Consider the following 20,081-nt stretch of genomic DNA (forward strand, 5'->3'; position numbering starts at 1 on the left):
AAGAACTAAAAAAGCGGGCCGAAACGAACCCATTTAGAAAACCAGAGTGTACCCGAACAACTTTTGCGACACATAGGGTCAACTAGTGACCTTTATGTAATTTTTAGTCACAGACATTCCCAAGCACGAAAAAACCCGCGGCAGCGGGCTTTATCCGTGCCGCCCTAGCAGTTACAAGGCGAACAGCTGCGCGGGAAGCTTCATCAGGCAATCACTGCCGGCCTCGATAGCCGCCCGATGAGCCCCCGTACGGGGCAGCAGGCGCTTGAAATAGAACTCGCAAGTGATCAGCTTGGCGGTGGCGAAGTCCTGGTCGCCCTGCCCGGCGTCCAGTTGCTGCTGTGCAACCAGAGCCATGCGCAACCAGAAATAGGCCAGGACGATGTAGCCGCTGTACATCAGGTAATCCAAGGCCGCGGCCCCCACTTCGTCGGGGTTGTTCATGGCTGCCATGCCGACCTTGGTGGTCAACTCGCCCCACTGACGGTTCAAGGCATCAAGTTGCGCGACATAAGCCTGGAGCTGCGGATGCTCGGCATGCGCGCCGCAGAACTTGTGCACAATCCGGGTAAAGCCCAGCAGCAGCTTGCCCTGGCTGCCCAGCACCTTGCGGCCCAGCAGGTCCAGGGCCTGGATGCCATTGGTACCTTCATAGATCGGCGCAATGCGGCAATCACGTACCAACTGCTCCATGCCCCATTCGCGAATAAACCCATGACCGCCGAACACCTGCATGCCGTGGTTGGTCACTTCCAGCCCGGTCTCGGTCATGAAGGCCTTGCAGATCGGGGTGAGGAACGCCAGGAGGTTCTCGGCGTCCTGGCGCTGTGCTTCATCGCGGCTCAGATGCGCCACATCCAGCAACTGGGCGGTGAAGTAGGCCAGGGCCCGGTTGCCTTCGTTGAACGCCTTCATGGTCAGCAGCATGCGCCGCACATCAGGGTGGACGATGATCGGGTCCGCCGCCTTGTCCGGAGACTTGGGGCCGGTCAGCGACCGCATCTGCAAACGATCGTTGGCGTATCTGATCGCCCCCTGGAAGCTGGTTTCACCCAGACACAGGCCCTGCATTCCGGTCCCCAGGCGGGCGTGGTTCATCATGGTGAACATGCAGTTCAGGCCTTTGTTGGCCTGACCAATCAGAAAGCCCCTGGCACCGTCGAAGTTCAGTACACAGGTCGCGGACGCCTTGATCCCCATCTTGTGCTCGATGGAGCCGCAGCTCACGCCATTGCGCTCGCCGGCCTCACCTGCCGCATCCGGCAGGAACTTGGGCACGATGAACAGCGAAATACCCTTGGTTCCGGCCGGCGCGTCCGGCAGCTTGGCCAACACCAGGTGAACGATGTTCTCGCTCATGTCGTGCTCGCCGGCGGAGATGAAGATCTTGCTCCCCGTCACCGCATAGCTGCCGTCTGCCTGGGGCACCGCGCGAGTCTTGATGATGCCAAGATCAGTGCCGCAATGGGCTTCGGTCAGGCACATGGTGCCGGTCCATTGCCCGGCGGTGAGCTTGCCCAGGTACAACTGCTTCTGTTCCGCGCTGCCATGGGCATGAATAGCCGACATGGCACCGTGGGTCAGGCCTGGGTACATGCCCCAGGAGGTGTTGCTGGAGCCCACCATCTCGCTGATCACCAGCCCCAGCGAGTGGGGCAGTCCCTGGCCGCCATAGGCCGGATCGGCGGCCAACCCGTGCCAGCCGCCTTCAACGTACTGGGCGAAGGCCTGCTTGAAGCCCTTGGGCGTGGTGACCACGCCGTTATCAAAGTGGCAACCTTCCTCGTCACCGGAACGGTTCAACGGGGCCAGGACGTTTTCGCAGAATTTCGCGCCTTCCTCGAGGATGGCACTGACCATGTCCGGGCTGGCGTCAGTGGCCCCCAACGCCGCGTAACTGGCATGAAAGTCGAAGACGTGATCGATCAGAAAGCGCATGTCGCGCAAGGGGGCTTGATACTCGGGCATGGTGGTTTCTCCGGCAGCAGATCAGACCAACCTACTGCCGCCGCCCTCAGCCTGCCAATGACTGTGCAGGCGCTGAATGCGCCATCATCACTCAACCCGCAGCTGTATCCATGCGCACCGCACCGCGGCGGTTCTGCCCGAATGCAATGACACAGTTACGCCCCGCCCCCTTGGCGCTGTAGAGCGCCTGGTCTGCAGCCTTGAGCACTTCCTCCGGAGTCCGGTGCTCTGCCAGCCGCTCGGCGACGCCGATACTGATGGTCACCGAGACACTGGACGCGGCAGCGACACCGCGACGCTGGCGACCCTGCTGGTCGTCCTGAGGGCGGTTGTCCTGATTACGCAGTTGAATGTTGTAGGTGGCGATGATCTCGCGAATCATCTCCAGATGCGGCATGCATTCGTCCATGGTCTTGCCGGCGAACACCACGGCAAACTCCTCGCCTCCGTAACGGTAGGCCCGGCCGCCCCCGGTGACTTTCGAGAGCTTGCTGGCCACCAGGCGCAACACCTGGTCGCCCACATCGTGCCCGTGGGTGTCATTGAATTTCTTGAAGTGATCGACGTCGGTCATCGCCAGCACATAGTTGCGCCCCAGGCGCTGCATGCGCTCGTTAAGCGCCCGGCGTCCCGGCAGGCCGGTCAGCTCGTCGCGGAACGCCATCTGGTAGGCCTCGTGGGCTACAGCAGCAGCGATCATCAGCATCACCTGGCTGCACATGATGTTCAGGGTGAAGGGCAGGATGAAGGTCTTGGGCAGCATCCAGAACAGCCCCAGGAGCCCCACCAGCTGCGCCGCGTGCAGCGGACGCGGGCTGCGCCAGTACTGGATCGCCAGCAGCAGGAAGGCTGCGAAGAACACTGGATACGACAACTGGATCAAACTCATCCAACTGCCATGCAGGGCCGGCCAGCGAATCTCCGCCAACCAGTTCAGCAGAGCCTGCGGGTAACTCTGCTCGAGCCCCAGAGCCACACTGCCGAAGGCCAGCAGCACGGCAAAACGCGCCACCATGTCCTGGAACAGGTGCGTGCGCTCCTGCCAGGCAGCGAACAGGCCGAACAACAGCGGCAGCAACAGGCAGCAGAGATGGAACACCACCGCCGCGTCTTCCCGGACCCTGCCGTTGTCCCGGTAGTAGTCGGTCTGGGTGTCCAGCAGGAAATAGGCGATGTACACAGTGACCATCAAAAACAGTTCGCGCTGGCGCCGATACACCGCGCAATACGCCCCGCCCAGCAACAGCACCAAGGTTGGCAGCACGTTGAACAGCGAGGTGAAGAAGACGTTGAGGTCCTTGACGTAGGCGGCCGCCAGCCCCGCAAGCAGAAGCAGTAAAGACGGTACAAAGTGACTGAAACGTACAGCGAAAGAACGCGGCAAGGGTAAAACTCCGACCCGGCTGATCAATGAATGGCATTGTGCCTTCATTTGTTGAAGTTAAGCACACGCGGTGTGATGGACATCACATTGCCATCTCTTTAACGGCAGGAAATCGCTTCTGCTTAGCGATTTAGTCGGGAATTTTCATGAAGGTTCTGCGGGCATAAAAAAACCGCTCGCCCCAAGGGGCGAACGGCTTTTCGAACCACTGCGGTCGGGCTTAGTAAGCCAGGCCGAAGTCTTCTTCCTTCATGTCCATCAGGTTGTTGGCACCCGAAAGCATGGTTGCAACGTGAGTGCGGGTACGCGGCAGGATGCGCTGGAAGTAGAAACGCGCGGTCTGCAGCTTGGCGGTGTAGAACGCCTCTTCGGTGGTGCCGGCTGCCAGCTTTTCAGCCGCCAGGCGTGCCATGTCGGCCCAGAAGTAGGCCAGGCAGGCATAACCGGAGTACATCAGGTAGTCCACGGAGGCCGCGCCGACTTCTTCGCGATCTTTCATGGCAGCCATACCGACCTTCATGGTCAGCTCGCCCCATTCTTTGTTCAGTGCAGCCAGGGGTGCGACGAATTCCTTGACGGCTTCGTTGCCTTCGTTGTTCTGGCAGAACTTGTGGACGATCTTGGTAAAGCCTTTCAGAGCCTCGCCCTGAGTCATCAGCACTTTACGGCCCAGCAGGTCGAGTGCCTGGATACCGGTGGTGCCTTCGTACAGCATCGAGATACGGCTGTCGCGAACGTTCTGCTCCATGCCCCACTCGGCGATGAAGCCGTGGCCGCCATAGATCTGCACACCGTGGTTGGCGGATTCAAAACCAACTTCAGTCATGAACGCCTTGGCGATTGGAGTCATGAACGCCAGCAGTGCGTCGGCTTTCTTCTTCTCTTCTTCATCCACACCGTACTTGACGATATCGACCTGCTTGGCAGTGAAGTAGACCATTGCCCGGTTGCCTTCGGCGAAGGCCTTCATGGTAAGCAGCATACGGCGCACGTCAGGGTGCACGATGATCGGGTCGGCAGCCTTGTCCGGCGCTTTCGGGCCAGTCAGGGAGCGCATTTGCAGGCGATCGCGAGCGTACTTCAGGCCGCCCTGGAAGCCGATTTCGGCATGGGCCAGGCCTTGCAGAGCGGTACCCAGGCGCGCGGTGTTCATAAAGGTGAACATGCAGTTCAGGCCTTTGTTCGCCGGGCCGATGAGGAAACCGGTGGCCGCGTCGAAGTTCATCACGCAGGTGGCGTTACCGTGGATCCCCATCTTGTGCTCCAGGGAACCACAGCTCACGGCGTTGCGCTGACCTACGCTGCCATCAGCGTTAGGCAGGAACTTGGGCACGATGAACAGCGAAATACCCTTGGTACCGGCCGGTGCGTCCGGCAGGCGGGCCAGAACGATGTGGACGATGTTGTCGGCCATATCGTGTTCACCGGCAGAGATGAAGATCTTGGTGCCAGTGACTTTGTAGGAACCATCGGCCTGAGGTTCGGCCTTGGTGCGCAGCATGCCCAGGTCGGTGCCGCAGTGCGGCTCGGTCAGGCACATGGTGCCGGTCCATTCGCCGGACACCAGCTTGGTCAGGTAGGCCTCTTGCTGCTCGGCAGTACCGTGTTCGGAAATGGTGTTCATCGCGCCATGGGACAGGCCTGGGTACATGCCCCACGACCAGTTGGCTTCGCCAACCATTTCACTGACCGCCAGGCCCAGGGATTCAGGCAGGCCCTGACCACCGTGCTCAACGTCGTGAGCCAGGCTTGGCCAGCCGCCTTCGACGAATTGCTTGTAGGCTTCCTTGAAGCCGGTGGGGGTCTTAACGCCGGATTCACTCCAGGTGCAACCTTCCAGGTCGCCCACACGGTTCAGCGGAGCCAGCACCTGCTCACAAAACTTGGCACCTTCCTCGAGAATGGCGTCAACCATGTCTGGAGTGGCGTCCTGGCAAGCCGGGAGGCTCTGATAATGCGCCTCATAGCCGAGCAGCTCGTCACGAACGAAGCGAATATCACGCAAGGGGGCCTTGTAGTCAGGCATAGCGATAAACCTCTGCTGATGTAACCGGGAATGAACAACCGCGTTGAGTTTTTATAGCGGTCAAACAGTTGTTTGAAACATACGTTTACGCCCAAATCTTGTCAAGCGTCGCGCCAATGCCTTTCGTCATCGAAACAAAATGCATACGCAGGCGAACACCCACGGCACTGCCATGAAGTGTAGAAGCCGACGCACCGGCAATCAGTCAGGGAAAGGAATCAGCGAGAGCCGCTATCAACAGAAAAGGCATGAAAAAGCCCGGTCTCTTTGGGAGGCCGGGCTTTTGCAGAGGGTAATCAGGCGTAGGTATCGATCAGGGTGCCGAGGACTTCATCCGAGGCCTTGGCGACATTGACGCCCAGTTCTGCCTGGATCTTGCCCATGGACATCTCCACCATGCTGCTGGCCAGATCCGATTCCTGGCTGCGATCCACAGCGCGCAGGCGGTCAACCTGGACATCCGACGACTGGCTGCCGGCAGAGCGTTCAACCGCATTGCTGGCAATCTGGCCGGCGGCTTGATCGACGCGATTCTGCCCGGTCTGGATAGCGTTCAGCCCGGCGTAGAAAGCGGTGTTCCCGGAGATTTGCATGGGAGAACTCGACCTTGAGAATGAGTGACAGGTGTCATTGAAGCAGACCCGTCAAGAAAACACCCGTCAAAAACACTAATGGCAATATGCCCTGCAATAGGCAAAATCTAGTCCAGCAGATCCAGTTGCAAATGCTCGGCCACCGCCTCGGCGCTGGCCGGCTTGAGTTTCGGCACCCTGCCCAGGCACGGGGCCGGCAAGCGCTCGGCCAGGGTTGCGAGGTTTTCCTCCAGACGAGAGGTCTTTGGATCGATGATATTGGCCACCCACCCCGCCAGTTGCAGGCCGTCCTGAGCGATGGCTTCGGCCGTCAGCAACGCATGATTGATGCAACCCAGACGCACGCCCACCACCAGGATCACCGGCAACCCCAGCGCCATGGCCAGATCCGACAGATTGTCCTGGTCTGCCAGGGGGACCCGCCAACCACCCGCGCCTTCGATCAGCGTGAAGTCCGCGCCCTTGGCCAGCAGATGGCGCATGGGCGTCAAGAGCGACTGCACGGTCAGCGCCACCCCGGCCTCTCGCGCTGCCAGATGAGGGGCGATGGCCGGTTCGAAGGCAACCGGATTCACTTCTGCATAGGCCAACGGCAACGAAGACTGCGCCTGCAATGCCAGGGCATCGGCGTTACGCAGGCCCTTGGCCGTCAGCTCGCAACCCGAAGCCACCGGCTTGCCCGCAGCAGTACTCAGGCCGGCCAGACGCGCCGCATGCAGCAAGCCGGCCGCAATGGTGGTTTTCCCCACATCGGTATCGGTACCCGTAATGAAGTAGGCAGGGCTCATAGCGGTTTCTCCAGCACGGCATAGACCACTTGATAAGTCGCCGGCAGGCCCTTGGCCTGTCGGAAACCCTCGTAGGCATCGATCAACCCGGCGATCCGCGCCCGTCCGGTCAAGCCGCCCGGGCGTCCGGGATTGAGGTTGTGCGCGCCCAGGGCTTTCAACTCATGGGTCAGGCTGCGCACATCCGGGTAATACAGGACATGGGGCGCCTTTTCCAGACTGCGCACTTGCAAGCCACTGGCTTCACACAGCTGTCGATAACGTTCGAACTCACGGAAGCGATTGACGTGAACCTGGCCATCGACCTGCGCCCAACTATCGCGCAGTTCCTGCAAAGTACCCACGCACAGGCTGGCAAAAGCCAGCACGCCGCCCGGCTTGAGCACCCGCATCGCTTCACTGAGCACGGCAGAGAAATCGTCGCACCACTGCACCGCCAGGCTAGAGAAGATCAATTGGCAACTGTCGCCTTGCAACGGCAGGCGTTCAGCATCCCCAGCGATGAAATGGTCCGCGCCACCCAAAGGCCGGGCGTGATTGAGCATGCCCTCGGCAATATCCAGGGCCAGCCCCTGGGCAGCACGGAAACGCTGCCCCAGCACCCGGCTGAAATGCCCGGTGCCGCAGCCCAGGTCCAGCCAGCACCGTGGCTCAAGGCCCGGGGGCAGACGGCTGAGCAATTGTTGCCCAACCGCACGCTGCAGCTCCGCGACACTGTCGTAGCTGGCCGCCGCGCGGGAGAACGAAGCCGCGACCTGGCGCTTGTCAGGCAGGCGACCGGGAAAGGCATTCAGAGAAAGATCAGTCATCACCGGACTCATGCAAGAAAGCCTGGATCGCTCCCGCCACTCCATGGGGGTCCTCCAGGAGAAATCCGTGGCTGGCGTGTTCAATCAGGCCAACTTCAATATCCGGCAGCAAGGCCAGCAATTCACCGGCCGCCTCGGCAGGCACCAGAGCATCGAGCCCGGCAAACAAGTGCAACTGCGGCCCGCGAAAGCCTTGCAAGGCTTCGCGGGTATCCAACTGCGCCAGCAACTCCAGCCCGGCCATCAGCACCGCCGGCGCCGTGGTCGGCGCGCCGCTCAGGAGCAACCGCGACAGGCCTCGCGTGTCCGCGGCGCCCTGGGCGCAGAGCAAGGCAAAACGCTTGAGGGTGGTTCGCGGATCGACCGCGCAGCCGGCCAGGAAGCCGTCGAAGATTTCCCCGGCCATGGCACTGGCCCATTGTTCATGGGCGACAAAACTGGGATTGCTGGCCAGGGTCAGCAGGCCGCAGCAGCGCTCACCACGGCGCGCCGCCAATTCCGAAGCCAGCATGCCGCCGAGGGACCAGCCACCCAGCCAGGCATTGTCCGGCACGGCGTCATCGAGTTCGTCCAGCCAGTCCTGCGGGTCGCTGGAGGTCAACTCCGGCAAGGGCTCGATCTCCACCCGCAAGTGTTCATCCAGCCCCTGCAAGGCCGCCGCCAGAGGTTCCAGCGGCGACACGCCCAAGCCCCAGCCCGGCAACAGAATCAGTCGATCACGCATGGCTCGGCTCCGCTTGCAGTTCTCTGAAACAGTCTGCCAACGCGCTTAACAATAGCTGCACCTGAGCCTCGCTGTGGGCCGCGGACAAGGTCACCCGCAGCCGCGCGCTGCCGGCCGGCACGGTAGGCGGGCGAATGGCGCTGACCATGATTCCCCGTTCACGCAGCATCTGCGACAGACGCACGGCCCGAGCACTGTCGCCCACCAGGATCGGCTGGATCGGGGTGAAACTGTCCATCAGCTGCAGGCCGATCTGCTCGGCGCCCTGGCGGAATTGACGGATCAAGGCCGCCAGGTGCTCGCGCCGCCAATGCTCGCTGCGCAGCAGCTCCAGGCTTTTCAGGGTGGCGCAGGCCAGGGCTGGCGGCTGACTGGTGGTGTAGATATAAGGCCGGGCAAACTGGATCAGGCTTTCGATCAGATCCTCGCTGCCGGCGACAAAGGCCCCGGCGGTGCCGAAAGCCTTGCCCAGGGTGCCCACCAGTACCGGCACCTCATCCAGCCCCAGGCCGAAATGCTCCACCAGCCCGCCGCCATTGGCCCCCAGCGGCCCGAAACCATGGGCATCGTCCACCATCAGCCAGGCGCCACGGGCCTTGGTTGCCCGAGCCAGGGCCGGCAGGTCGGCGACATCGCCATCCATGCTGAACACCCCATCGGTGACCACCAGGGTATTGCCGGTGGCCTTTTCCAGACGCTTGGCCAGGCTGTGCGCATCGTTGTGCAGATAACGGTTGAAGCGCGCGCCGGAAAGCAGCCCCGCATCGAGCAGCGACGCGTGGTTGAGACGATCCTCCAGCACCGTATCGCCCTGCCCCACTAGCGCCGTGACCGCCCCCAGGTTGGCCATGTAGCCGGTGGTAAACAACAGCGCCCGAGGGCGGCCAGTGAGTTCGGCCAGCGCCTCTTCCAGGGCGTGATGGGGCGTGCTGTGGCCGATCACCAGATGGGAAGCACCACCGCCCACGCCCCAGCGGCTGGCACCGGAGCGCCAGGCTTCGATCACTTGCGGATGGTTGGCTAGGCCCAGGTAGTCGTTGTTACAAAAGGCCAGCAATGGCTGACCGTCGACCACCACTTGCGGCCCCTGGGGGCTCTGCAGCAGCGGGCGCTGGCGATAAAGGTGTTCGGCACGGCGGGCAGCAAGGCGCGCGGCGAGATCAAAAGACATGCAGGCCTCGATGTTGGCTTACGGACAGTTCTTCGCCAGGAGCTGGCTTGCCGGCGAAGCAGGCGACGCGAAATCCCTGAGGCTCGCGAGATTCGCCGGCAAACCGGCTCCTACGGCAGAAGGTCAGACGGCGGCGTTGTAGAACTGCTCGCTGCTTTTCTGCTCCACCAGGGCCTGTTCGATGGCGGCCTGGTGCACCTCGTCGGCGTGTTCTTCGCGGGCTTCGGGCTGGATGCCCAGGCGCGCGAACAGCTGCATGTCCTTGTCGGCCTGCGGGTTGGCGGTGGTCAGCAACTTGTCGCCGTAGAAAATCGAGTTGGCGCCGGCGAAGAACGCCAGGGCCTGCATCTGCTCGTTCATCGCCTCACGGCCAGCCGATAGCCGCACATGGGATTGGGGCATGAGAATCCGCGCCACCGCAAGCATGCGGATAAAGTCGAAGGGGTCTACCTCTTCGGCATTTTCCAGCGGCGTACCCGCCACCTTCACCAGCATGTTGATCGGCACCGACTCCGGATGCTCCGGCAGGTTGGCCAGCTGGATCAGCAGGCCGGCGCGGTCATCCAGGGATTCGCCCATGCCGAGAATGCCGCCGGAACAGATCTTCATGCCCGCGTCACGCACATAGGCCAGGGTCTGCAGGCGCTCGCTGTAGGTGCGGGTGGTGATGATGTTGCCGTAGAACTCCGGCGAGGTATCGAGGTTGTGGTTGTAGTAGTCCAGGCCGGCCTTGGCCAGCGCCTCGGTCTGGTCCTGATCGAGACGGCCCAGGGTCATGCAGGTTTCCAGGCCCATGGCCTTCACGCCTTTGACCATCTCCAGCACATAGGGCATGTCCTTGGCCGAAGGGTGCTTCCAGGCCGCGCCCATGCAGAAACGAGTAGAACCGATGGCCTTGGCCCGGGCGGCCTCTTCCAGGACCTTCTGCACCTCAAGGAGCTTTTCCTTTTCCAGGCCGGTGTTGTAGTGACCGGACTGCGGACAATATTTGCAATCTTCCGGGCAGGCGCCGGTCTTGATCGACAGCAGCGTGGAAACCTGGACCCGATTGGCGTCGAAATGCGCGCGGTGCACCGTCTGCGCCTGGAACAGCAAGTCATTGAAGGGCTGGACGAACAAGGCTTTGACTTCAGCCAAAGTCCAGTCATGACGCAGGGTGGCGGTGGTGCTGGCGCTCATGGGCGATTCCTTGATTATGCTTGGCAAGCGGCGCAGGACAGGAAAGCCCACAGCCGCGACACGGATGTTCGGCATATTTAAGGAAGAGCCATGCACTGTCAACCCAGGTACAAAGGACCGGTTTACATCTGGCTAAAAAACAATCAAACATGTTTATTGTGTGACGAACCCAGCGATTCGGCCCTGGCCCTGTGTGCTCCCTGCCTGGACGAGTTGCCCTGGCTCGGCGCCCAGTGTTCAGTCTGCGCCCTGCCCCTGCCTGGGCCCGGCCTCACCTGTGGCCAGTGCCTGCAAGAGCCGCCGGCGTTTCAGCGGGTGATCGCACCCTGGCGCTACGATTTCCCGGTGGACAGCCTGATCAGCCGTTTCAAGCACCATGAAAAATGGCCTTTTGGCCGGCTGATGGCCGAACTTCTCGGCCAGTTCCTCCACTATCGCTTCGATGAAGGCCTGCCACGGCCTGATTCCCTGCTGCCGGTGCCACTGTCCCGCAGGCGGCTGCGCCAGCGCGGCTTCAATCAGGCAGGCATGCTGGCCCAGTGGCTGGGCGCTTCGTTGCAATTGGTGGTGCAACCCAAGCTCCTCCTGCGCACCCAAGACACCCCCGCCCAGCAGGGCCTGGACGCCCGGGCCCGCCAACGCAACCTGCGCCAGGCCTTCGCCCTTGCAGATCAGGCCCAGGTTGCAGGACGACACCTGGCCCTGGTGGACGATGTCCTGACCACCGGCGCCACCGCCCAGGCGCTAGCCCGTTTGCTGATCAACGCCGGTGCCCGTCGGGTGGATATCTACTGCCTGGCCAGGACCCCAAGCCCCGGCACCGGCGACTGACTTGACTCTCGTCGCCCAAGCCGCAAACTCCCAGTCCACCCCCAGTGATCAAAGCGCCCCCCGCCATGTCCTTGCCCACTCTGTTGACCCAGCACATCGTCCGCCGCCCGCAACGCATTGCCTTGCTGCAACACATCGCCGAACAAGGCTCCATCACCCGCGCGGCAAAAAGCGCCGGCCTGAGCTACAAGGCAGCCTGGGATGCCATCGACGAACTGAACAACCTGGCCCAGAGCCCGCTGGTGGAGCGCAGCGTCGGCGGCAAGGGCGGCGGCGGCGCCAAGCTGTCCGCCGAGGGCGAACGAGTGCTGCGTCTTTACCAGCGCCTGCAAGCTCTGCAGGCCCAGGTACTGGAAGCGGCGGAAGACACCAGCGACCTCGACTTGCTCAGCCGCCTGATGCTGCGCACCAGCGCGCGCAATCAGTTGCATGGCAAGGTCCGGGCTGTAGAAAGCCAGGGCTGCAACGACCTGATCGTCCTGGAGCTGCCCGAGGGCCTGCAACTCCAGGCGCAGATCACCCACGACAGCACCCTGCGCCTGGAACTGCTGCCGGGGACCGAAGTGGTGGCACTGATCAAGGCTGGCTGGCTGGACGTACAAGCCGCGGGCGCCCAAGTAACAACTGGACACAATTGCCTGAGGGGCACGATCGAGCAGATTCTCGACGCCGAGGACGGCCCCTGCGAGGTGCGAATTGCCCTGCCCAATGGTCAGACGTTGTGCGCCCTGGCCGAGCCGTTGCTGCTCAAGACCCTGAAGTTGAAGGAATCCTCGACCGTCCAGGTGCAGTTCCCACCGTCCCACGTGCTGATCGGAACCCCGCTCTGACCAAGGCTCCACCGCCATTTCACTGCAACATATTCGTCATGGGGGCTCATTAAGGTGGCTGCAAAAACCTGCAGGGAGCCTGATATGAGCCTGTTACTAGAAGAAGACCAACCCACCGACCTGGAACAGATGGTCGGCCTCAGCCGCCGCGGTTTCATCGGTGCCGGCGCCCTGTGCGGTGCAGCGCTGTTCCTGGGCGGCAACCTGTTGAGCCGCAGCGCCCTGGCCGCCAGCGTCAGCGCCGGCACCAGCCAGTTGCTGGGCTTTGCCGGCATCCCTGCCGCCACCAGCGACAGCATCACCTTGCCACCTGGCTACAAGTCCTCGGTACTGATCAGTTGGGGCCAGCCCCTGGCCAAGAACGGCCCGGCCTTCGACCCCAGCGGCAATGGCACCGCCCGGGCCCAGGAAGTGCAGTTTGGCGACAACAACGACGGCATGAGCCTGTTCGCCTTCCCGGACGACCGCCACCGCGCGCTGATGGCCATCAATAACGAATACACCAACTACCGCTACCTCTACCCCCATGGCGGCTTGCCGCAATCCGCCGAAGACGTGCGCAAGGCCCAGGCCAGCGAAGGCGTGTCGGTGATTGAAGTGCAGCGCAAGAATGGCCAGTGGCAGTTCGTCCAGGGCTCACGCTACAACCGACGGATCCATGGCAACACGCCGATCCGCCTGAGTGGCCCCGCAGCCGGTCACGATCTGCTCAAGACCAGTGCCGACCCCAAGGGCAAGAAAGTCCTCGGCACCTTCCAGAACTGTGCCAACGGCAAGACCCCATGGGGCACCTACCTGACCTGCGAAGAGAACTTCACCGACTGCTTCGGCAGCAGCAACGCCGAGCAGAAATTCGACGCCGCGCAGAAGCGCTACGGCGCCGTGGTGGCTAGCAAGGAGATCAACTGGCACCTGCACGATCCGCGGTTCGACCTGGCGAAGAACCCCAACGAACTCAACCGTCACGGCTGGGTGGTGGAAATCGATCCGTTCGACCCGCAATCGACCCCGGTCAAGCGCACCGCCCTGGGTCGCTTCAAGCACGAAAACGCCGCCCTGGCCGAAACCCGCGACGGCCGCGCCGTGGTCTACATGGGCGACGACGAGCGTGGCGAATTCATCTACAAGTTCATCAGCCGCGACAAGATCAACCACCGCAACCCCAAGGCCAACCGCGACCTGCTGGACCACGGCACCCTTTACGTGGCGCGCTTCGATGCCGGCGACGGCAACCCGGACCACCCCAAGGGCCAGGGCCAGTGGATCGAGCTGACCCACGGCAAGAACGGCATCGACGCCAGCAGCGGCTTCGCCGACCAGGCCCAGGTGCTGATCCAGGCTCGCCTGGCCGCCAGCGTGGTCCAGGCCACGCGCATGGACCGCCCGGAATGGATAGTGGTCAGCCCCAAGGACGGCCAGGTCTATTGCACCCTGACCAACAACTCCAAGCGTGGCGAGGACGGCCAGCCGGTAGGCGGCCCCAACCCGCGGGAGAAGAACGTCTACGGGCAGATCCTGCGCTGGCGCACCGGCGGCGACGATCATGGTGCCATGAGTTTTTCCTGGGACCTGTTCGTAGTGGCCGGCAACCCGGGGGTGCACGCCGGCCAACCCAAGGGTGGGTCGTCCAACATCACCCCGCAGAACATGTTCAACAGCCCCGACGGGCTGGGTTTCGACAAGGCCGGGCGCCTGTGGATCCTCACCGACGGCGACTACAGCAACAGCGGCGACTTCGCCGGCATGGGCAACAACCAGATGCTCTGCGCCGACCCGGACAGCGGTGAGATCCGCCGTTTCATGGTCGGGCCGGTGGGTTGCGAAGTCACCGGCATCGCCTTCGCCCCGGACCAGAAGACCCTGTTCGTGGGTATCCAGCACCCTGGGGAAAACGGCGGTTCGACCTTCCCCGAACACCTGCCCAACGGCAAGCCACGCTCCTCGGTCATGGCCATCACCCGGGAAGACGGCGGCGTCATCGGCGCCTGACCCCGCCTCGCGCCCGGCCGGCTTCTGCACCCGCAGGAACCGGCTGGGCGGCGAACCCGACGCACGGCCGAACCACCGGCAAACCCTCCCCCGCTGGCTCCCCGTCTGCGTTACCATGCTTGGCCGGACGCGGCAGCCTGCTGCGCGCAGGAGTAAGCATGTCGCACCCGTTTGAAACACTGACCCCCGATCTGGTCCTGGACGCCGTTGAAAGCATCGGCTTTCTCAGCGACGCCCGCGTGCTGGCGCTCAACAGCTACGAAAATCGCGTCTATCAAGTCGGCATCGACGAAAGCGAGCCACTGATCGCCAAGTTCTACCGGCCCCAGCGCTGGACCAACGAAGCGATCCTGGAAGAACACCGCTTCACCTTCGAACTCGCCGAATGCGACGTGCCGGTGGTGGCGCCGATCATTCACGACGGCGCCAGCCTGTTCGAACACGCGGGCTTTCGTTTCGCCCTGTTTCCCCGCCGCGGCGGGCGTGCCCCGGAGCCAGGCAACCTGGACCAGCTCTACCGTCTCGGCCAGTTGCTGGGCCGCCTGCACGCGGTGGGTGCCACCCGCCCGTTCGAACACCGCGAAGCCCTGGGGGTGAAGAACTTCGGTCACGATTCCCTGGCAACCCTGCTGCAGGGCAACTTCATCCCCAAGAGCCTGCTGCCAGCCTACGAGTCGGTGGCCCGGGACCTGCTCAAGCGGGTGGAAGAGGTCTACCAGGCCACGCCACACCAGAACATCCGGATGCACGGCGACTGCCACCCCGGCAACATGATGTGCCGCGACGAGATGTTCCATATCGTCGACCTGGATGACTGCCGCATGGGCCCGGCGGTGCAGGACCTGTGGATGATGCTCGCCGGCGACCGCCAGGAATGCCTGGGCCAGTTGTCCGAGTTGATGGATGGCTACAGCGAGTTCCATGATTTCGACCCGCGGGAGCTGGCCCTGATCGAACCACTGCGAGCCTTGCGCCTGATGCACTACAGCGCCTGGCTGGCACGACGCTGGGACGACCCGGCGTTCCCCCACAGTTTCCCCTGGTTCGGCAGCGAGCGTTATTGGGGCGATCAGGTGCTGGCCTTGCGCGAACAGCTGGCGGCCCTCAACGAAGAACCCCTCAAGCTGTTCTGACCCGGCCTGCAGGAGCCGGCTTGCCAGCGAAGGGGACCCGAGAAATCGCCTTCGCCGACAAGCCGGTACCCACACAAGGGCGCCAGCCGTAGGAGCTGGCTTGCCAGCGAAAGGGCCCGAGAGATTGCCCTCGTCGGCAAGCCGGCGTCCACAGTGGGCAGCGGGGTAAAAGTCAGGACAGGTCTAGACAATTGTCCTTACAATTGCGGCTTTGTTAGCTGCCTAAGCAAGGATTCTGCATGCAAGCCGCCAACCCGCGCCGCGGGTACATCCTGGGTCTGACCGCCTACATCATCTGGGGTCTGTTCCCGCTCTATTTCAAAGCTATCGCCAGCGTTCCCGCGGTCGAGATCATCATCCACCGGGTGCTCTGGTCGGCGCTGTTCGGCGCCCTGCTGCTGATGGTGTGGAAGCACCCCGGCTGGTGGCGCGAACTGCGGGACAACCCCAGGCGCCTGGCGATCCTGGCCCTGAGCGGCACCCTGATCGCCGCCAACTGGCTGACCTACGTCTGGTCGGTAAACAACGGGCGCATGCTCGAAGCCAGCCTGGGCTACTACATCAACCCACTGGTCAATGTGCTGCTGGGCATGCTGATTCTTGGCGAACGCCTGCGGCGCATGCAGTGGCTGGCGGTGATCCTGGCGGCGGTGGGCGTGGCCCAGCAAGTGTGGCAGGTAGGCAGCCTGCCCTGGGTCTCGCTGATGCTGGCGCTGAGCTTCGGCTTCTACGGGCTGATCCGCAAGCAGGCGCCGGTCAAGGCCCTGCCCGGCCTGGTGGTGGAAACCTGGATGCTGGTGCCCATCGCTCTGGGTTGGCTGCTGCTGCACCCCGATGCCAGCAGTGCCCATGCCGAGTTCTGGAGCAGTTCCCAGGCCTGGTGGCTGGTGGCCGCCGGCCCGGTGACCCTGGTACCTCTGGTGTGCTTCAACGCTGCCGCACGGGACCTGCCCTATACCACCCTGGGTTTCCTCCAGTACCTGGCTCCCACCCTGGTGCTGCTGCAGGCCGTGCTGCTGTTCGACGAGCACCTGTCCTCCAGCACCCTGCTGGCCTTCATGTTTATCTGGGCCGGCCTGGCGGTATACAGCGTGGATGCCTGGCTCAGCCTACGCGGGCGTCGCTGATCAATAAACGTACAAAGCCCTGCAGACCACGTTTTTCGTGGCTTGCAGCGGTTCTTCCCAAGGTTATCCACAACCTGATCCCCGCCCTTTGTGCACAAGCCCTTGAAACTGCTGGTTTTTTGATCAACTGGAGCAACGCCGTGCTGGCTCTGGGCCAGGGCCTGGTCTCTACAGGTTATCCACAGGCACATGCACGGTTTACTGGGATAACCCTCACAAGGCTCAGGGCTCGCTGCGCAGGACCAATTCCACCATCAAGTCGTCCGCCAGGGTTTCCAGGCGCGCCTGCAGCACTTCCAGGGACAGGGTCAGGGGCACCGCAAGGATCGCCTCGGCGTGGAACAGCGGCTCGCTGCTCATGGGCGCTGGGCGCACCTCGGTCACCAAGCGCTCCAGGTTCACCCCCTGCTCGGCCAGCAGCCGGGTGATGTCGCGCACGATTCCCGGGCGGTCGTTGCCCACCAGTTCCATGGCGATGGGTTTCCAGGTGCAGGACTGCTCCACGCCGCTTTCGGCGATCAACACGCGAATGCCCTGGGCCGACAAGCCTTGCAGGGCATCCACCAGTTCATCGTAGGCTTCGGCCGGCACTGCCACCCGCAGGATCCCGGCGAACTGCCCCGCCATGCGTGACAGGCGGCTTTCCAGCCAGTTGCCGCCATGCTCGGCGATGCACTGGGCAATGCGCTCGACCTGGCCGGCCTTGTCCGGGGCGAATACCGTGAGAACGAGATGGTCCATGGCGCAGCCCTCTTTGAGCAATGAAAGATCCAGTATAGGCAGCCTCATTCCCCGCGCCTTCCAGCCCATACAGCAGCAGCTTGCGCAGGAGTTGGCTTGCCAGCGAATGCGCCCGCAAGGCCGACGCAAACCCCGAAGGCCCATTCGCCGGCAAGCCGGCCCCTACGAGGGGGCGCAAGGCAAAACACAAATCGTGTACAACTTTTTGTATTTATATGGAACAATCCACCAGCTTTTTGAGAACATCGCATTCCCCTGCGTGACCGCACTGCACTTTAAAGTCGCGGAACGACGCTTTTAGTCTAATTTTCACAACCGCAGTTCATCATGTAGTATGCCGCAGCGCGCACTACATAACGTTGGAACGATGTCCGCCAAGGCCTGATCGCAACCCCCGCAACAGCCCGTCAGCAAGGCTCCGCCGTTGATTGGAAGGACCCAGCCGCCAGCGATGGCATGTACTGGAGAACAGGGTTGTGCTTTAAATGGCCGCCGGCTTCATTGTTAATTTGAAGAGCTGAAAAGCGAAATAGCTGAGCAGAGTGAGGCAAGCAATGACTGAGCACGTTCAAGTCGGTGGCCTGCAGGTCGCCAGAGTCCTGTTCGACTTCGTGAACAACGAAGCCATTCCCGGTACCGGCCTCACCGCCGACTCGTTCTGGGCCGGTGCAGACAAGGTCATTCACGACCTGGCGCCGAAGAACAAAGCCCTACTCGCCAAACGCGATGACTTCCAGGCACGTATCGATGCCTGGCACCAGTCCCGTGCCGGCCAGGCGCATGACGCTGTGGCTTATAAAGCCTTCTTGCAAGACATCGGTTACCTGCTGCCAGAAGCGGCGGATTTCCAGGCCACGACGCAAAACGTCGATGAAGAGATCGCCCACATGGCCGGCCCGCAGCTGGTGGTGCCGGTGATGAATGCGCGCTTCGCCCTCAACGCTTCCAACGCTCGCTGGGGCTCGCTGTACGACGCCCTGTACGGCACCGATGCCATCAGCGAAGCCGATGGTGCGGAAAAAGGCAAAGGCTACAACAAGGTCCGCGGCGACAAGGTCATCGCCTTCGCCCGCGCCTTCCTCGATGAATCCGCGCCGCTGACTGCCGGCTCCCACGTGGACTCGGTGAGCTACAAGATCGTCGGCGGCAAGCTGGTGGTCGGCCTCAAGGGCGGCAGCAACAGCGGCCTGCGCAACGACGCGCAACTGATCGGCTACCAGGGCGACGCTGCGGCCCCTACCGCGATCCTGCTCAAGCACAACGGCCTGCACTTCGAGATCCAGATCGACGCCACAAGCCCGGTCGGCCAGACCGACGCCGCCGGGGTCAAGGACCTGCTGATGGAAGCGGCCCTGACCACCATCATGGACTGCGAAGACTCGGTCGCCGCAGTGGATGCCGACGACAAGGTGGTGATCTACCGCAACTGGCTCGGCCTGATGAAGGGCGACCTGGCGGAAGAAGTTTCCAAGGGCGGCAAGTCCTTCACCCGCACCATGAACGCCGACCGCGAATACACCGGGGTCAATGGCGAGCCGGTGAAACTGCACGGTCGTTCGCTGCTGTTCGTGCGCAACGTCGGCCACCTGATGACCATCGATGCGATCCTCGACAAGGATGGCAACGAAGTGCCGGAAGGCATCCTCGACGGCCTGGTCACCAGCCTGGCGTCGATCCACAACCTCAACGGCAACACGTCGCGCAAGAACAGCCGCACCGGCTCGATGTACATCGTCAAGCCGAAGATGCACGGCCCTGAAGAAGCGGCGTTCACCAACGAGCTGTTCGGCCGCATCGAAGAGGTGCTGAACCTGCCGCGCAACACCCTGAAAGTCGGGATCATGGACGAGGAGCGCCGCACCACGGTCAACCTCAAGGCCTGCATCAAGGCGGCCAGCGAGCGCGTGGTGTTCATCAACACCGGCTTCCTCGACCGCACCGGCGACGAAATCCACACCTCCATGGAGGCCGGCGCCATGGTGCGCAAGGCCGACATGAAGGCCGAGAAATGGATCGGCGCCTACGAGAACTGGAACGTCGATATCGGCCTGAGCACCGGCCTGCAAGGTCGCGCGCAAATCGGCAAGGGCATGTGGGCGATGCCGGACCTGATGGCAGCGATGCTCGAACAGAAAATCGCTCACCCACTGGCCGGTGCCAACACTGCCTGGGTTCCATCCCCGACCGCCGCTGCGCTGCACGCGCTGCACTATCACAAGGTCGACGTATTCGCCCGCCAGGCCGAACTGGCCAAGCGTGCCCGCGCCTCGGTGGATGACATCCTGACCATCCCGCTGGCGGTCAACCCGAGCTGGACGCCGGAGCAGATCAAGAACGAACTGGACAACAACGCCCAGGGCATTCTCGGTTACGTGGTGCGCTGGATCGACCAGGGCGTGGGCTGTTCGAAAGTGCCGGACATCAATGACGTCGGCCTGATGGAAGACCGCGCCACCCTGCGTATCTCCAGCCAGCACATCGCCAACTGGCTGCGCCACGGCGTGGTCACCCAGGAGCAGGTGCTCGAAAGCCTCAAGCGCATGGCTCCGGTGGTTGACCGGCAGAACGCCAGCGACCCGCTGTACCGCCCCCTGGCACCGGACTTCGACAGCAACATCGCCTTCCAGGCCGCCCTGGAACTGGTGATCGAAGGCACCAAGCAGCCAAACGGCTACACCGAGCCGGTCCTGCACCGCCGGCGTCGCGAGTTCAAGGCCAAGAACGGTCTGTAAGCCCGCGTAACCAGCAGTAATTAAAAAAGCCCCGGTCGCAAGGCCGGGGCTTTTTT

At 62.7% G+C, this 20,081-nt stretch carries 17 protein-coding genes; 7 read left to right on the forward strand and 10 right to left on the reverse strand.

Annotation, left to right across the window (positions count from 1 at the left end):
• Positions 1–171: 171 nt before the first annotated feature.
• The 9 genes from ABCR88_RS30105 to bioB form a co-directional block, all read right to left on the reverse strand.
• Entirely contained in the window at positions 172–1,968 is a 1,797-nt protein-coding gene (locus ABCR88_RS30105) for an acyl-CoA dehydrogenase C-terminal domain-containing protein (RefSeq protein ID WP_350403794.1), read from the reverse strand.
• A 91-nt stretch (positions 1,969–2,059) separates the two neighbouring features.
• Positions 2,060–3,352 carry a GGDEF domain-containing protein gene (locus ABCR88_RS30110; RefSeq protein ID WP_011063861.1) on the reverse strand — a complete coding sequence of 431 codons (1,293 nt, stop codon included), beginning with the start codon at positions 3,350–3,352 and terminating at the stop codon, positions 2,060–2,062.
• A gap of 220 nt (positions 3,353–3,572) precedes the next feature.
• Positions 3,573–5,378 (reverse strand): phenylacyl-CoA dehydrogenase, encoded by a 1,806-nt coding sequence (locus tag ABCR88_RS30115; RefSeq protein WP_015637270.1) that lies wholly within the window; start codon positions 5,376–5,378, stop codon positions 3,573–3,575.
• 296 nt (positions 5,379–5,674) lie between these two features.
• Positions 5,675–5,971 (reverse strand): hypothetical protein, encoded by a 297-nt coding sequence (locus tag ABCR88_RS30120; RefSeq protein ID WP_041120120.1) that lies wholly within the window; start codon positions 5,969–5,971, stop codon positions 5,675–5,677.
• A gap of 107 nt (positions 5,972–6,078) precedes the next feature.
• On the reverse strand, positions 6,079–6,759 hold the full coding sequence (gene bioD, locus ABCR88_RS30125; protein ID WP_011063864.1) for a dethiobiotin synthase: 681 nt from the start codon (positions 6,757–6,759) through the stop codon (positions 6,079–6,081).
• Complete coding sequence (gene bioC / locus ABCR88_RS30130) at positions 6,756–7,568, reverse strand: malonyl-ACP O-methyltransferase BioC (protein WP_337154342.1); 813 nt, start codon at positions 7,566–7,568, stop codon at positions 6,756–6,758. Before bioC ends, bioD begins: the two co-directional genes overlap by 4 nt.
• A complete protein-coding gene (locus tag ABCR88_RS30135) occupies positions 7,561–8,292 on the reverse strand; it encodes an alpha/beta fold hydrolase (RefSeq protein WP_337154341.1) in 732 nt (243 codons plus the stop codon). Before ABCR88_RS30135 ends, bioC begins: the two co-directional genes overlap by 8 nt.
• Positions 8,285–9,463 carry an 8-amino-7-oxononanoate synthase gene (gene bioF, locus ABCR88_RS30140; RefSeq protein ID WP_011063867.1) on the reverse strand — a complete coding sequence of 393 codons (1,179 nt, stop codon included), beginning with the start codon at positions 9,461–9,463 and terminating at the stop codon, positions 8,285–8,287. The genes ABCR88_RS30135 and bioF overlap by 8 nt, the downstream gene beginning before the upstream one ends.
• Before the next feature lie 123 nt (positions 9,464–9,586).
• Positions 9,587–10,642: a biotin synthase BioB gene (gene bioB / locus ABCR88_RS30145; RefSeq protein ID WP_011063868.1), complete on the reverse strand. Its 1,056-nt coding sequence runs from the start codon at positions 10,640–10,642 to the stop codon at positions 9,587–9,589.
• A 90-nt stretch (positions 10,643–10,732) separates the two neighbouring features.
• Between bioB and ABCR88_RS30150 the strand changes: the two genes are divergently transcribed.
• From ABCR88_RS30150 to rarD, 5 genes are all read left to right on the forward strand, one after another.
• Entirely contained in the window at positions 10,733–11,473 is a 741-nt protein-coding gene (locus ABCR88_RS30150) for a ComF family protein (protein WP_041120128.1), read from the forward strand.
• A 65-nt stretch (positions 11,474–11,538) separates the two neighbouring features.
• Positions 11,539–12,303: a TOBE domain-containing protein gene (locus ABCR88_RS30155; RefSeq protein ID WP_041120130.1), complete on the forward strand. Its 765-nt coding sequence runs from the start codon at positions 11,539–11,541 to the stop codon at positions 12,301–12,303.
• An 84-nt stretch (positions 12,304–12,387) separates the two neighbouring features.
• The gene (locus ABCR88_RS30160; RefSeq protein WP_053160253.1) at positions 12,388–14,292 is read left to right on the forward strand and encodes a PhoX family phosphatase; all 1,905 of its coding nucleotides are present in this window, start codon (positions 12,388–12,390) and stop codon (positions 14,290–14,292) included.
• Between the two features lie 158 nt (positions 14,293–14,450).
• Entirely contained in the window at positions 14,451–15,425 is a 975-nt protein-coding gene (locus ABCR88_RS30165; RefSeq protein WP_011063872.1) for a serine/threonine protein kinase, read from the forward strand.
• 239 nt (positions 15,426–15,664) lie between these two features.
• On the forward strand, positions 15,665–16,552 hold the full coding sequence (rarD, locus tag ABCR88_RS30170; RefSeq protein ID WP_011063873.1) for an EamA family transporter RarD: 888 nt from the start codon (positions 15,665–15,667) through the stop codon (positions 16,550–16,552).
• A 222-nt stretch (positions 16,553–16,774) separates the two neighbouring features.
• On the opposite strand, the gene ABCR88_RS30175 is transcribed toward rarD, so the two are convergent.
• Positions 16,775–17,293: a glycine cleavage system protein R gene (locus ABCR88_RS30175; protein ID WP_011063874.1), complete on the reverse strand. Its 519-nt coding sequence runs from the start codon at positions 17,291–17,293 to the stop codon at positions 16,775–16,777.
• Here ABCR88_RS30175 and ABCR88_RS30180 point away from each other — a divergent pair.
• Complete coding sequence (locus ABCR88_RS30180) at positions 17,292–17,594, forward strand: hypothetical protein (RefSeq protein ID WP_325985306.1); 303 nt, start codon at positions 17,292–17,294, stop codon at positions 17,592–17,594. The two genes, ABCR88_RS30175 and ABCR88_RS30180, sit on opposite strands and share 2 nt — an antisense overlap.
• Before the next feature lie 253 nt (positions 17,595–17,847).
• A complete protein-coding gene (locus ABCR88_RS30185) occupies positions 17,848–20,025 on the forward strand; it encodes a malate synthase G (RefSeq protein ID WP_011063875.1) in 2,178 nt (725 codons plus the stop codon).
• Positions 20,026–20,081: the final 56 nt, after the last annotated feature.

Origin of the sequence: Pseudomonas sp. W17 (assembly GCF_040268305.1) — a bacterium.
Classification (GTDB): domain Bacteria; phylum Pseudomonadota; class Gammaproteobacteria; order Pseudomonadales; family Pseudomonadaceae; genus Aquipseudomonas; species Aquipseudomonas protegens.

Excerpts from the sequence above, each read along its gene's own strand:
- ABCR88_RS30105 (WP_350403794.1), bottom strand. The coding sequence starts at position 1,968 with ATGCCCGAGTATCAAGCCCCCTTGCGCGACATGCGCTTTCTGATCGAT.
- ABCR88_RS30115 (WP_015637270.1), bottom strand. The coding sequence starts at position 5,378 with ATGCCTGACTACAAGGCCCCCTTGCGTGATATTCGCTTCGTTCGTGAC.
- ABCR88_RS30120 (WP_041120120.1), bottom strand. The coding sequence starts at position 5,971 with ATGCAAATCTCCGGGAACACCGCTTTCTACGCCGGGCTGAACGCTATC.
- bioD (WP_011063864.1), bottom strand. The coding sequence starts at position 6,759 with ATGAGCCCTGCCTACTTCATTACGGGTACCGATACCGATGTGGGGAAA.
- bioC (WP_337154342.1), bottom strand. The coding sequence starts at position 7,568 with ATGACTGATCTTTCTCTGAATGCCTTTCCCGGTCGCCTGCCTGACAAG.
- ABCR88_RS30135 (WP_337154341.1), bottom strand. The coding sequence starts at position 8,292 with ATGCGTGATCGACTGATTCTGTTGCCGGGCTGGGGCTTGGGCGTGTCG.
- bioF (WP_011063867.1), bottom strand. The coding sequence starts at position 9,463 with ATGTCTTTTGATCTCGCCGCGCGCCTTGCTGCCCGCCGTGCCGAACAC.
- bioB (WP_011063868.1), bottom strand. The coding sequence starts at position 10,642 with ATGAGCGCCAGCACCACCGCCACCCTGCGTCATGACTGGACTTTGGCT.
- ABCR88_RS30150 (WP_041120128.1), top strand. The coding sequence starts at position 10,733 with ATGCACTGTCAACCCAGGTACAAAGGACCGGTTTACATCTGGCTAAAA.
- ABCR88_RS30155 (WP_041120130.1), top strand. The coding sequence starts at position 11,539 with ATGTCCTTGCCCACTCTGTTGACCCAGCACATCGTCCGCCGCCCGCAA.
- ABCR88_RS30160 (WP_053160253.1), top strand. The coding sequence starts at position 12,388 with ATGAGCCTGTTACTAGAAGAAGACCAACCCACCGACCTGGAACAGATG.
- ABCR88_RS30165 (WP_011063872.1), top strand. The coding sequence starts at position 14,451 with ATGTCGCACCCGTTTGAAACACTGACCCCCGATCTGGTCCTGGACGCC.
- rarD (WP_011063873.1), top strand. The coding sequence starts at position 15,665 with ATGCAAGCCGCCAACCCGCGCCGCGGGTACATCCTGGGTCTGACCGCC.
- ABCR88_RS30180 (WP_325985306.1), top strand. The coding sequence starts at position 17,292 with ATGGCGCAGCCCTCTTTGAGCAATGAAAGATCCAGTATAGGCAGCCTC.
- ABCR88_RS30175 (WP_011063874.1), bottom strand. The coding sequence starts at position 17,293 with ATGGACCATCTCGTTCTCACGGTATTCGCCCCGGACAAGGCCGGCCAG.
- ABCR88_RS30185 (WP_011063875.1), top strand. The coding sequence starts at position 17,848 with ATGACTGAGCACGTTCAAGTCGGTGGCCTGCAGGTCGCCAGAGTCCTG.